The sequence below is a fragment of the Legionella steigerwaltii genome, from assembly GCF_001468065.1.
GTDB lineage: Bacteria > Pseudomonadota > Gammaproteobacteria > Legionellales > Legionellaceae > Legionella > Legionella steigerwaltii.
On sequence record NZ_LNYZ01000013.1, the window covers coordinates 177,450 to 190,292 of the forward strand.

Below are 12,843 nucleotides of genomic sequence, written 5' to 3' on the forward strand. Positions count from 1 at the left end.
ATAATGGGGGAGGTGGACGTCGAGCAAGTAGCCCCATTACAAGAAATATGACAAAGATAACAAGAAATAAAAAGAATAAAATTTTCGCAATTCCTGCTGCCGCTACTGCAATTCCACCAAAACCAAATGCTGCAGCAATGATTGCAATAATAAAAAATATGAGGGCCCAATATAACATAATAACCTCCTTGTGTTTTTATTGAACAGAACATCTATTTCAATTATAGCTAAAGAATATGCATAAGAATGATTGTATCCTGGGTGCAGCGTAGCGGAACCCGGGGAAACTTCTTAAAAATCAGGAATCTATGTTCGGGATAACGTGGTTCCCGGGTTCCGCTACGCTGCACCCAGGATACAATGAACGTCAAGATGGGCATATCACGCTACTTAAGTGACCGCATTAATACATAATCGCAATGACGAGTAAGCCTGTAGCAATAAAACCAATTAATGCAAGACTGGAATTACCCCCAGGAACCAAATGACTTTCTGTTGTGACTAATGTCTGACGTCCTCGCCATGCCATGATTGCGGGCAATAACAACAATAAAATGACACAACAGATGCCGGCATAGCTTAACGCATGCAGATAAATCCCTGGATTTAATAAAACCACTGCGAGTGGAGGAAGAAACGTTAAGATCAAAATATATTTTCCTTGGTTACCCGATTTTTTCAGTTTTAATCCATCTGCCAGAAAATCAAATAATCCCAAAGAGACTCCTAAAAATGCAGTGAGCATACATATGGAAGTGAAAAAGCCAAAGAAACCGCTAATCCATTGATTTTGAACGGATTGGCTTAACGCTTCAGTTAATCCACTGGTAGCATGTTCTGAGCTCATCAGTGCGAGCAGTCCATTTTCTCCTTCACGAGAGACAACACCCATAATGACTGCATCCCAAACAATGTAACAAACAAGGGGGATAAGCGAGCCGAATAGGATAACTCGCCTTAGGTTTCGTATGTCATCCCCGAAATAGTCGCGTAAACTGGGGATGATCGAGGCATAACCGAATGAGGTAATTAAAATCATTAAAGTGCCTGTAAAAGCACGGGCTGAACCATCAGTTAAACCCAGTGTAGAGGCATGAGGACTAATAATTGCAACTAATAAAACGTAAATGCCTAATTTTCCGAACATTAAACCACGATTAACGTAATCTACAGAGCGTATTCCTTTGTAAACAATCAAACTGAATAAAATTGTAAATAAGATTGCGGTAGCACTGTTGGGTAAATCAATATTCATTTTATGCAATAAGCTATTGAATACGTCGCTACCACCGGAAATATAAGCTGAGAGGAGGGTGTATAGCAAAAACAAGTACGTGATCCAAGCCACAATTTGACCGGGCAAACCTAGCGTGGATTTTGCCATTGAAATCATGTTACTGCCAGCTGGAAGACGTAGATTAACTTCCAAGAGTAATAATGCTCCTGCCGTCATGATCAGCCAGCAAAAGAATAGGAAGAAAATTGAATTGCTAAAACCTACTTCCGCCGTAGACACAGGTAAGGCAAGCATCCCTCCACCTATTGAAGTTCCTACTATAAGTAATATTCCACCTATTAGTTTTGAATTGATCATGAGATACCATCCAAAATAGTATAAAAATAATTCAATATGATACTTTGTTATCCATTTTAAGTCAATCGTATCATTGCCTGTTAAATTACCCTCTCCCACAGGAGGGAGAGGGTATTCTCTCTTAATTTAAGTTAAGAAAACATCCCTTCTCCCAGCGGGGGATAAGGTGCCCATAAGGGCGGATGAGGGGTCTCACCAGATTTATCTAGCCAAATTCCAAAATTCATGGGTTAATAGCCCAATCGAAACAGCAATTACTGCGATTTGAGTCCATTTACCGCCTGGAACGATATAGACAGAATGATGTTTTCTTCTACCAAAATAACACATTAGAGCAGGTAAAAGTAGTAGCAGTATGATACAAAAGATGCCTGCATAACCTAAAGCATGAATGTACGCACCGGGGTAATAAATTACTATAAGCAGTGGCGGAGCAAAAGTAAGTACAAACAACCCAAGGCCATGCCCCCCTCGTTCGCGTAACTTTAAACCATCTGCAAGAAAACTGTATAAGCATAAGGAAACACCAAGAAATGCAGTAAGCATACAGATGGAGGTGAAGAAATTAAAGAGAGCGCTTATGGTTGTATTTTGTACTTTGTTCGAGAGCATGCTTGCCAAAGCACTCGTTGTATGTGGGTTATGCATTAAGCTCTCAAGGTTTTGACTTCCTTCAGAAGGAAGGGCTCCCATAATCACAGCATCCCAAGCCAAATAACAGATTAGAGGGATTAATGAGCCTATAAAAATAACCTTTTTCAGCTGTTTCACATCATCATCAAAATAGTCCCTCAGATTAGGCACAATGATGGCAAATCCAAAAGAGGTAATTAAAATCATGATCGCACTGCCGATATATCGCATATCACCATGGCGCAAATGTTCTATTTCTATGTGCGGAGCAATGAGGAGTACTAACAAAAAATAAACAGCTAATTTGCCAAACATCAACCCACGATTAACATAATCCACATATCGAATTCCACCATAAACGACCAGACCAAAAATAAGCGTAAATAATAAACTGGCCTGCCAATCAGTCAAATGCAACCCTATTTTAAAAAGAAGGCTATTTAAGACGTCAGCTCCGCCAGATATATAGGCGGACAGTAAGGTATAAAGCAAAAAGAGATAGCTTATCCAGGCAGCAAGCAAGCCATAATTACCTAAAGTAGCTTGTGCCATAGAAACCATATGTTTTCCTCGAGGTAAATACAGATTTGCTTCAAGGATAAAAAATGCCCCTAAAGTCATAAATACCCAGCACAGGAATAGAAAAATTGACGATTGCCAAAACCCGGTAGCTGCATTGGCAACAGGCAGGGCCAGCATACCCCCGCCTATAGAAGTACCAACGATTAAAAGAACTCCCCCGATAAATCTTGAACGCATTAATTTTGCCTTACTTGGTTGCATAAACTACAGGTGATGGTACTGGAGCAGGGCAATTTGCACAAGTCTTAGTACCATAACTATTGAACCATTGAATCTCAATGCGTCGATTAAATGCACTACCATGAATCAATTTATTATCACCTACATCATTTTTATCACCATAACCCTCTGCTTTAAGAAGTTGGGCTGGAATATTATTAGCCCATAAAAATGTCATCATAGTTTCTGCCTGTGCTTGAGACATTAATTTTTTATGGTGATCCGTACCTACATCATCTGAGAATCCCGCAACATAAACTGGACTCAATGGGTAAAACTTCAATAACCTGATAATATTTTCCAAACCAGGATAACAAATTTCATTAAGGCGGGGGCTTTCAAACATAAAATACTTATCAACGGGTACAATTAAGGTCATAGTATCCCCGTACTGTACATACTGGATATTTTCTTTATTCAATTCTTTGATGATGCTGCGTCGACTGGCTTTGTAAAAACCTACTGCAACGCCCATAGCACCCCCTACCACGGTACCTGCCAGTGCGCCAGCCACATGTCCAGTTGCCGCCGCACCCACAGCAGTTCCGACAACTGCCCCGGTAGCAACTCTCCTGGGCATAGGGTGTACTGGTTTAAAATTATTATAAGGTGGATGAAAACAACTACTTAGTAAACATGTGATTAAGCCACAGCATAGAATTCGTGTTTTAGTTCGTTTGAGTGACATGTTCACTCCCTTGTCCAGTGATTTTGTCATTATTAAACATCTGCTTAAATTTCGCAATTGCAACGTCTTAATACTTGGACCATATAGAGTCAGAATTTTGGGACATTGTATGAATATGGCGAAACAACAAGAGAAATATAGGGTGTAGCCTGGGTGAAGGCGTAGCCGTAACCCGGCATCTAATCCTGATTCGAACCTCGATCCCGGGTTACGGCTACGCCTTCACCCAGGCTACAATTTTCTCTTAAGTTGACGTCATTGCACTAAAATATTATTAACTATTAACAACAAGAGAACTCTAGGCCAGCATTCTTATCGATTGGATTAAGGGTTTCTTTTGGTTGTACTGGGGGTTTAAAGAAGTAAGAAATCAAATCTTTCTCATTAGTATATTCAGCATCATGACGACTGATTGATCTAAACTCTGTAAAGCACGACAAAGCCTTATATGCCGCAGCAAGCATACCACCAACAACGGTTATTCCTACTGCAACACCTAAAACAGGTTGGACAATCAGTACAGGTAGGGCGATCCCAAAAATTCCTGCCCACAGAGAAAATGCGGTTGCTGCATAGAACATTAATTCGCAAGCCTTGGCGAGATTATGGAATAAAACACTAATTTTTCTTGACTCACAGGCACTTCCAATTTTATCTAATGCCTCTTTGGGCTTCAGTTTCCCGTTTTTTACATTGGTTAATTCTCTTATAAATAATTCGTAACTTTGTACAATGTCTTCGACTTTTTTTGCTGAAATTGCTTTGGTATAAGAAAGATTATAATAATTTTTTACAGCATCTATTTTTTGCTGTAATTTTTCGCCGATTTCTAGGCCATCAAATAGGGCTTGTAATTCTTTGTTACAGGTGTTTAGACGTGGCTCAAATATACTATGATTAACAGGCATGATTCATCTCTTATTATTATTGTCGGAAACCATGGGTTATAACCATTCCAATTTACTTAAATGGTCTAAGTGTCTTATATCATAATTAGTGTGAGTTCGACATAATGATAACCGTATTTTTTAGGCTTTGTTTCTATGTTCTTGTCATCCCGAGTGCAACGAGGGATCTCCCATCATAACACCGCTCCACATCATGGAGGCCCTCGTTGCATTCGGGATGACGTGGGACTATTCTTCTACGTGAAATCGACACAAATTTTGAAAATCACAATGTTGGCAAATAGTTAAATGAGTTGGTTGAGGGGCGCAGTGGCCCTCTTGAAATTCTTTTGCCAAAGCAGTTAGTTGTCTTTGCCAAACCGTCCTATACTCCGTCCATGATTCTTCTTTTTTTAAAGAGGTAATCCCAGTAATATTTAGCTTTTCCTCACTAAGCCCCATGGAGCTTATTTTTCCAGTTTTTACTTGTAGGAGTAATAGTGCATTAATTTGCTTATCCAGTAGCGCATAAAGTAATAACTGTGATTCTCTAGGTCTCTCTTCATTCCAAGGTTTGCTGGCAGGAAGGCTGCTTTTATAATCAATAACCCATTTTTTATCTTCAACCTCATCCAGACGATCGACCCGTACTTGAAAATCAAGACCAGCTAAATTAATTGTATACGATTGCTCAACAGCCGCGACTGCAAAGGGAGGTCTTTGTTTTTCCCATTCCAGACAAGTTTGTACCAGTCGTTTTAACCGTGTGTATTCGACTTCTTGAATTGAATCAGAAAATGATTCGCAAAGTTGTTTTTTTAGTGGAACTAAAGCGGCATGAATGGCTTCCTCAATGTATTGTTCCAGAATATTAGGCGCTAAATGAAGTAAATTGTGCTGAGTTTCCAATTTTTGCCATAACAGTTCCATTACTTGATGAATGAGTTGCCCTCGTTTTTTATTATCCAAACCATCTGTTGTTTGTAAGGATGTTTTGGCGCGAAGTCTGTGTTCAGCAAACGCTTTAAAGGGACATTTGGCTTGATTCGAAAGGATTGCTGTGCCTCCATGAATGTGTTCTTCGGCTAATAATGGAACATTAAAACACTCCTCCATAATCATTAACTCAGATTGTTTTCTTGATTCATACTGTGTTGGTAGCAGTTCAAAATTTGGGAAATTGGTGATTAAGGAGCAAGGTAAATTGGGGGTATCAGCCTGCAGCTGGGCGTAGCTGAATACAATGGAGTCAGCACTTCTTTGTAATCGTTGTAGAATTTGTTGGGCAAACTGCAGTTCACGAGTTGGCAAGCTATGAGGCATACATAACTCACGCTGTAACTGTGGCGGGATAAAAGCAGATAAATGTACCTTTTGCGGCAAACATTGATCCGTTAAACCCATGATCCATAAACTGTCGAACTCACATCCTGATGCCTCAAGTAAGCCACAAATTTGAATCGGTGCATTCGTTTTTTGCGCTTGAAAAATTGTGTTTTTGACAAGATGCTGAACTACCTCCAGCACATCCGATTTTGTGAAGTTGGGTTTAAGTAAAGCGAATTGCCTCAGCTCATCAAAGACAGCGACAAAGCGATTAAGACACTGATAATTCTCCGAGTTGAGATTATAGTCTCCGGGAAATCCTAAAATATTCAGACGCTTTTGAAATAGGTGTATCCATTCGTGTACGGTGGCTTGTTCAGGATAAGGAGTAATGTTGCTCAATAAATTAGCAAGTTTTGGGGCATGATCACGTAATTCCTCGATTAAAGGATTTAAGGGAATCGAATGATTAGTGAGTAGGGTTGCTTCTTGTAAATACTCAGAACGTGCGATGAATTCGTCTTTAGAACCACTAATGTAAGGTGACTGCAGCAGCAAGTTTACCTGTTGTGAATTGAGATGCGTGCCATCCAAGTTAAGCCAGCATAAAGCATGGGCCACCAAAGGGAAGTTACTCAGAGATTGACCCAAGGAAATATTAAAATGGGTCGTCTCAAAATGATGTGATAAGATTCTTTGTAATGAATGAGATTCTTGCTCTAAATTCGGTACAACCACACCGATATGTTGATTTCCTTCTTTTATTTTTAAATGCAACCATGCTATGAGCTGTTCATATTCTTCTTTATTATGTTGTGCAGCTAATAGTTCAGTTTTCGACAATTTTTCTTGTAAATCATACTGATATTGAAGGAAACCCTTTTGAGCTAAGTATTCCTGCAAAAGCACTTGTTGAGGAGTAAAATCATCGAAACAAACCCACACAACATTTTGGGAAAATAAAGAACTATTGGCATGGAGTAAATAGGGTATTAATTCATATTCAGTAATAAAATTTTGTTGTTTCAATTGTTTATCAAATAATTGCCACCAGCGTTGAAATTGTCGCGTTTGTGCTGTGTGATGAAAGGCTGAGTCTTGCGGATTAATTTGCCATTGTTGGCAACGCTCCCAAGCACTGATTACCGATTGAAGAAGTCCATCGCTGTAGGTGATATTGGATTCTGCTTGAATTATTTTACGCCATAAAAACTGACATTGAGCGTTGTTTAATAAAATGGGATGGGTTCCATGAGGATTAATAAAGTTGATTTGTTCATAGGCTTTGGTTAGAGCAACACGAAAAGGCATGCATGTAGGCTTATCTACGGTTTGCTTCTTACATTGGGCAAAATAATGCTGAAGAATTGTCTCACTGAGTCGGTTATTGGGGGTGAGGACAGTGGCTTTTTGCGCTAAAAGAAGAAAAAGATGTTCTTTATCCGTGAAAGTATGTGTTGGCATAAAAATCCAGATTAATTGTAATTCATTGTAGCCTGGGTGCAGCGCAGCGGAACCCGGGATTAAACATTTTATTTATGCATAGAAACCCGGGTTCCGCTGCGCTGCACCCAGAGGCTACAAAGCACCCAAGCTACAATTGTGAGGTTTGATAGGGAAGAGATTTTACTTAAGTTTTTTTGCGCTGCAAAGTCCGGGGTTTGGTTGCTGGTTTTTTGGGTGCAGGTTTGGGCTTAGGTTTTGTTCTATCAGAGGCGCCTACATATCGTGGCAAACTATGGCTTTCTCGTCTATCGGTTCGTAAAATTTGATAAACGAAGTGGCCACGTAAAAAGATCGAAGCGAAACCTGATGCAATAGCAAGTAAAAACCCAAAAAGAATATAGCTGTAACCAAGGACAATGAAGTACGCATACACGAAATCATGAAAATTGTTTATTGGAAGCGCTTGGTTGTTTGATGTGTCCATGGAGAGCACCAAACCCAGATCAAAAAAAGGTAAGGAGACCAACACCATAATAAAACCCAATAAAAAGGTTTTACGTTTGTAGGGTCTAGGGCAGTGAACAATACTTTTCCCAAATATAGCCCCAGTTATAGAAGCGACAATCATCCCCAAGATAATTGCCTTAAAAAGAGGGACAAGTTCCTCTATGCCAAGGGTTGTGAGAAGCGCATCGATGAGTATCGTTCCGACAACGGACAGCAATCCATAATAAACAGCTGCCAGTAAACGTGGGTTGGAAAAGTTAAGTGCAGGATCTTGTTTATTCATTTGGCACTCCATAGCTCCACCTATATATGTATCATTTTAGTATAAATATTGTGCTCCAGAGAGTTTTATTCATTTTTTTTATTATGATTGCTTTAGACTTATCCAGGTGCATTAGATTCATCATGCGATGGAGGTGAATCAACATGATAATTTGTATATACTAAAAGAAATAATTATAGATTTTGATTATGAAGAAATTAGGACGTTTTATTTTAAAACTGTTTGGTTGGAAAGTTGTCGGCGCACTACCACAAGATAAAAAATATTTGGTTGTTGTGGCTCCTCATACAAGCAATTGGGATTTTTTAGTGGGCTTATTTGCTCGCTTTTCAGTAGGAGTTAAAATTAACTTTTTAGCAAAAAATCAATTGTTCTTTTTTCCTTTAGGTTTGTTGCTAAGGGCATTAGGAGGGGCACCAGTCGATCGCTCCAAAAAAAGTAAGACTGTAGAACAAGTAGTAGATATATTTCGTTCTCGTGATGAATTTAAACTGGCTATTACTCCAGAAGGGACGCGTGGTCCTGTAACGCGATGGAAAGAAGGGTTTTATCATATTGCATGCCAAGCTGGTTTGCCCATAGTGATGGTGGGGCCTGATTATGCATCCAAGGAACTTCGAATTCATGAAAAGTTCCAACCTTCAGGGGATATTGATAGTGATTTTCCTAAAATTCTTGATTTTTTTAGGACTATAAGAGGCTGTTATCCAAAGGAAATTCCCGATTATCATTCTAAAAAATAACTGGTCTTATGAATGCAGAATGTAGCCTGGGTGCAGCGTAGCGGAACCCGGGTTTATCAGAAGAGAACATCCCGAATTCCGCTACGCTGCACCCAGGCTACAGGTTTTAAGTCTTAAAAATGTTTTAACATTTTTAACATTTTAAACTTTTTCCCATCTGGGAGAGCAAAATATTCTGGCTGCTCAATTTGATAGCCACACGCCTGATACAGTTTTACACCAGGTAAAGTTGCCATCATTTCCATTTTTGTAAATCCATGGGATAAAGCGCGTTGCTCACAATATTGTAGAAGCTTTTTTCCGAATCCTTGTCGAGCATGGTTTGGATGGACAAAAAAAGCCCTTATTTTGGCATAGTCTGTTCGCGGATTTAAAAATCCTTCTTCCCGTGTGTTGCATTGATCCCCGCCAAATAGGGTTTTTCGTTTACTCCATCCACCGCAGGCAACGACAGTACCCTCCTTTACTACTACATAATAGGTTTGATCCATAATGAGTTCTTTATCCACGCCAAAAATTGAGCGAATTGCACCTTCAATTTCTTGATGGGTATAGTCTTCTTGGCTCAATTCACGTGCTGAATGCTCAATGAGTTGGTTTAAGATTTTAATTTCATCAATCTGCGCCGTTCTTATCATAACAGGTTCCTTTTAGGTCTTTTGATGGGGAAGTGAATGTAGCATGAAATAAAAATAAATAAATTTTTAGTTTAATGATGTTTTGTTTCATTTTATAATGGTTAATTTTGATTTATGGGTAATATATGAAAAAATTTGGAGAAAAAAATGCACTAGAAAATAGAGCTGAACCGATACATTTAGATAAAATCGATAGAAAAATTTTAAATTTATTGCAGAAAGACAATCAAATTACCAATTTGGCTCTTGCTGACAAAGTAGGAATTTCTGCTCCTCCTTGTTTTCGTCGTGTAAAACGATTACGTGATGAAGGCATAATTGTTCATGATGTTTCTCTGGTCGATCCTTTTAAAGCTGGACGTGGGCTCATTGTTTTTGCAAATATTACTTTGGAAAAGCAAAGAGAGGATTTGCTCGCTCATTTTGAGCGCAAAATGGCGGAACAAGAAGAAGTGAAGCAATGCTATTTTGTTTCAGGTGATACCGATTATTTGCTCGTGATTCATGTTGCGGATATGAATCATTACAATGAATTTGCACGCAGGGTATTTGCAAATGAAGCAAATATTAAAGTATTTCGCAGCAGTTTCTGTCTTAATCGCACAAAGTACAACACAAATATTCATTTTTCAGAGGATTAGGAAATTGTATAGAAATCGTAGCTTGGGTGCAGCGCAGCGGAACCCGGGGAATGTAATAGTGCCGATCCCGGGTTCCGCTGCGCTGCACCCAGGCTACCTATGTCATACATCTATTTTTTCAATACGGCTTTTCCCGCATAAGGTAATGCGGCCATTTCATTGATACGTAACAGTTGATTGTATTTTGCAATACGATCGGTACGGCATAGCGAACCGGTTTTAATTTGACCACAGCCAGTAGCAACAGCAAGGTCTGCGATAAAGGTATCTTCTGTTTCACCTGAGCGATGGGACATGACACAACGATACCCATTTTGATGTGCTAATTGAATTGTTTGTCGCGTTTCACTTAAGGTACCAATCTGGTTCACTTTAATGAGTATGGCATTCGCTACTTTTTGGGTAATCCCTTCTTGGAGAATTTTTGGATTAGTAACGAACACATCATCACCGACCAATTGAATTGTTCCTCCTAATTGAGCGGTTAATTGTTTCCAGCCCCCCCAATCCTTTTCATCCAGACCGTCTTCGATGCTGACAATAGGATAGCTCTTGATAAGATTATCATAATAATCAATGAGTTGCGGCGCAGTAAATTTTTGATTTTCAGACGCCATGTGGTACATGCCTTGATCATATAATTCGGAAGCGGCAACATCTAGAGCAAGAACGATTTCATCGCCTAACTTATATCCAACCTTTTCAATTGCCTCGCACAGGAGGTCTAGAGCTTGGCGGTTCGATTTAATATTGGGTGCAAAACCACCTTCATCGCCAACTGCAGTGTTTAATCCTTGTTTTTTTAAAACGGATTTTAATCCATGAAAAATCTCAGCACCTATTTGCAATGCAGTTGGAAAATCAGTAGCGCCTACAGGCATAATCATGAATTCTTGGATATCTACATTGTTATCTGCATGAGCACCACCGTTTAAGATATTCATCATGGGTACGGGCATGCTCATTTTTTCACCTTGGTTTAATGCGGCATACAGCGGCATCTGGTGTTCATTTGCGCGAGCCCGAGCAGCAGCAAGTGAAACAGCAAGAATGGCATTGGCCCCAAGATGTGATTTATTTTCTGTGGCGTCTAATTGGCATAATTTATGATCCAATGCATCCTGATCTTCAACAGAAAAAAGATGTAGCGCTTGATTAATTTCATGATTAACATGAGCAACAGCGTGTTGCACGCCTTTGCCATTATAACGTTTTGGATCATTATCGCGTAATTCACACGCTTCACGGCTTCCTGTGGATGCCCCAGAGGGAACACTCGCTCTTCCCAGAGTTCCATTTTTTAAAATAACGTCTGCTTCAACAGTAGGATTACCGCGAGAGTCTAAAATTTCACGGGCTTGAATTTTTGTAATTTGCATGTTGAGTCCTGGTTACGATTAAATTGGTTAATCTGCACAAGCGATAATTTCTACCACTCAAATGTTGAGGTATTGTTTTGATATGCGCCTGCTTTGTCAAGGGATAGATTGTTTTCCCGCTGTGACTTGTTCAAGAAATTCATATTCTTTCGTTGTCTCTTGTGATTGAGAGTATCCAAAAAGGTAACTTATCAAACGTTTAAACTGCTTAAATAAGGATTCATCCTTGTTTTCTACATTTTTGATATGCAATGTATTTTGCATTTTGGTCAAAACTTCAATTGGAGTAAGTGTACCGAGTTGGTCTAAGTGTCCTTTCAATTCGTAAACACCTTGTGGTACAGGCACTTTTTTATCACCACGGTTTACTTTATGGTTTGAACCAAAATATCCTAGGGCCCAGGGATTTGAATTTCCTTCCAGGGCTTTGTCTATTTTTTTATCAAGGTACCTCTTAATTTGGAGCAACAAATGATTGATTGCTTCATTTTCCTTTGCTGCAATAAATTGTGTATCTGCTTCGTCTTGAACTTGTTGTTTTAAGGCAGCAAAAATATTGGGTGTTTCAAAAGTGTATTCACGTGTCGCTAAAATTGAGGCTAGGGAGTGCACAATTTCACGATCTTGATGCGTAATATGTGTTATTTGATAATTGGCAATTTTTGCAATTAATTCTGGAGTTTGGGTAATAAGTAAAACAGAATGTTTATTTTTTATTGCTTCCTGAAATAATTCACTTGGATTTAAAGAGAATAGAAATTTTAAAGAGTGTATTTGAGGCAATTGTAACTGTAGTTTTTCCAGGTATTTGTTTTGTCTGTCAATTTGGGTAGTAACGCGGCGCTGTAATTCGTCCTTATCATGTTCATAATGCTCTGCTTCTTTAAATTGCTCTTGATAAATTGCTACGTGTTCATTAATCGTTGCAATCATCTGTTCATGCAGTTCAATAAGTGCATCATGATTATTTTTTAATTCTGGGGAGCCAATTCTATTTTCAAAATTTAATTTAGAAATTGCACATTTTTGCATATGGCTTGTGAATTTAGTTTTAAATTCGAACAAACTTAACGGATTCTGCGTTGGGGCAAGAGAACCTTCGATTTTACCTTCCATTTTCATTATCTCAATGCATGATGTGGTAACGAATCATAGCAAAATGCTCGTAATAATAAAAATAAATCATAAGTAGATGATTTATATATTCTGGAATAATTGCTTGTAGCCCGGGTGCAGCGAAGCGGAACCCGGGATAGGATCAATGCACGCTCCCGGGT

General features: G+C 39.0%; 12 protein-coding genes. 2 read left to right on the forward strand and 10 right to left on the reverse strand.

The annotated features are described in order from the left end of the window. The 7 genes from Lstg_RS08660 to Lstg_RS08690 all read right to left on the reverse strand — a co-directional run. The coding region (locus tag Lstg_RS08660; protein ID WP_115324538.1) for a DUF1328 family protein at positions 1-178 on the reverse strand (178 nt) is incomplete at its 3' end. Between the two features lie 225 nt (positions 179-403). Next, positions 404-1,594, reverse strand: coding sequence for an amino acid permease (locus tag Lstg_RS08665; protein ID WP_058477676.1), 1,191 nt, complete (start codon positions 1,592-1,594; stop codon positions 404-406). 201 nt (positions 1,595-1,795) lie between these two features. After that, positions 1,796-2,986, reverse strand: a complete 1,191-nt coding sequence (locus Lstg_RS08670) for an amino acid permease (protein WP_058477270.1) — start codon at positions 2,984-2,986, stop codon at positions 1,796-1,798. 10 nt (positions 2,987-2,996) lie between these two features. Continuing rightward, the gene (cmpA, locus tag Lstg_RS08675; RefSeq protein ID WP_058477271.1) at positions 2,997-3,716 is read right to left on the reverse strand and encodes a C-OmpA-like family protein CmpA; all 720 of its coding nucleotides are present in this window, start codon (positions 3,714-3,716) and stop codon (positions 2,997-2,999) included. A gap of 281 nt (positions 3,717-3,997) precedes the next feature. Next, complete coding sequence (locus Lstg_RS08680) at positions 3,998-4,624, reverse strand: DUF5638 domain-containing protein (protein ID WP_058477272.1); 627 nt, start codon at positions 4,622-4,624, stop codon at positions 3,998-4,000. Between the two features lie 228 nt (positions 4,625-4,852). Further along, on the reverse strand, positions 4,853-7,393 hold the full coding sequence (locus tag Lstg_RS08685) for a PD-(D/E)XK nuclease family protein (protein ID WP_058477273.1): 2,541 nt from the start codon (positions 7,391-7,393) through the stop codon (positions 4,853-4,855). Positions 7,394-7,559: 166 nt separating this feature from the next. Further along, positions 7,560-8,165 carry a hypothetical protein gene (locus Lstg_RS08690; protein WP_058477274.1) on the reverse strand — a complete coding sequence of 202 codons (606 nt, stop codon included), beginning with the start codon at positions 8,163-8,165 and terminating at the stop codon, positions 7,560-7,562. A gap of 188 nt (positions 8,166-8,353) precedes the next feature. On the opposite strand from Lstg_RS08690, the gene Lstg_RS08695 reads away from it, so the two are divergent. Then, positions 8,354-8,908 (forward strand): 1-acyl-sn-glycerol-3-phosphate acyltransferase, encoded by a 555-nt coding sequence (locus tag Lstg_RS08695; protein ID WP_058477275.1) that lies wholly within the window; start codon positions 8,354-8,356, stop codon positions 8,906-8,908. 113 nt (positions 8,909-9,021) lie between these two features. Here the strand turns inward: Lstg_RS08695 and Lstg_RS08700 are convergent, their stop codons facing one another. Then, positions 9,022-9,546 (reverse strand): GNAT family N-acetyltransferase, encoded by a 525-nt coding sequence (locus Lstg_RS08700; RefSeq protein ID WP_058477276.1) that lies wholly within the window; start codon positions 9,544-9,546, stop codon positions 9,022-9,024. Between the two features lie 125 nt (positions 9,547-9,671). Between Lstg_RS08700 and Lstg_RS08705 the strand changes: the two genes are divergently transcribed. Beyond that, entirely contained in the window at positions 9,672-10,187 is a 516-nt protein-coding gene (locus tag Lstg_RS08705; RefSeq protein WP_058477277.1) for an Lrp/AsnC family transcriptional regulator, read from the forward strand. Between the two features lie 110 nt (positions 10,188-10,297). On the opposite strand, the gene eno is transcribed toward Lstg_RS08705, so the two are convergent. Then, positions 10,298-11,566, reverse strand: coding sequence for a phosphopyruvate hydratase (gene eno, locus Lstg_RS08710; protein WP_058477278.1), 1,269 nt, complete (start codon positions 11,564-11,566; stop codon positions 10,298-10,300). 96 nt (positions 11,567-11,662) lie between these two features. Further along, positions 11,663-12,682 carry a hypothetical protein gene (locus Lstg_RS08715; protein WP_058477279.1) on the reverse strand — a complete coding sequence of 340 codons (1,020 nt, stop codon included), beginning with the start codon at positions 12,680-12,682 and terminating at the stop codon, positions 11,663-11,665. Positions 12,683-12,843: the final 161 nt, after the last annotated feature.

Bases quoted from the DNA above. Each gene is read 5' to 3' on its own strand.
- Lstg_RS08700 (WP_058477276.1), bottom strand. From the start codon at position 9,546: ATGATAAGAACGGCGCAGATTGATGAAATTAAAATCTTAAACCAACTC.
- eno (WP_058477278.1), bottom strand. From the start codon at position 11,566: ATGCAAATTACAAAAATTCAAGCCCGTGAAATTTTAGACTCTCGCGGT.
- cmpA (WP_058477271.1), bottom strand. From the start codon at position 3,716: ATGTCACTCAAACGAACTAAAACACGAATTCTATGCTGTGGCTTAATC.
- Lstg_RS08680 (WP_058477272.1), bottom strand. From the start codon at position 4,624: ATGCCTGTTAATCATAGTATATTTGAGCCACGTCTAAACACCTGTAAC.
- Lstg_RS08705 (WP_058477277.1), top strand. From the start codon at position 9,672: ATGAAAAAATTTGGAGAAAAAAATGCACTAGAAAATAGAGCTGAACCG.
- Lstg_RS08665 (WP_058477676.1), bottom strand. From the start codon at position 1,594: ATGATCAATTCAAAACTAATAGGTGGAATATTACTTATAGTAGGAACT.
- Lstg_RS08695 (WP_058477275.1), top strand. From the start codon at position 8,354: ATGAAGAAATTAGGACGTTTTATTTTAAAACTGTTTGGTTGGAAAGTT.
- Lstg_RS08715 (WP_058477279.1), bottom strand. From the start codon at position 12,682: ATGGAAGGTAAAATCGAAGGTTCTCTTGCCCCAACGCAGAATCCGTTA.
- Lstg_RS08670 (WP_058477270.1), bottom strand. From the start codon at position 2,986: ATGCGTTCAAGATTTATCGGGGGAGTTCTTTTAATCGTTGGTACTTCT.
- Lstg_RS08690 (WP_058477274.1), bottom strand. From the start codon at position 8,165: ATGAATAAACAAGATCCTGCACTTAACTTTTCCAACCCACGTTTACTG.
- Lstg_RS08685 (WP_058477273.1), bottom strand. From the start codon at position 7,393: ATGCCAACACATACTTTCACGGATAAAGAACATCTTTTTCTTCTTTTA.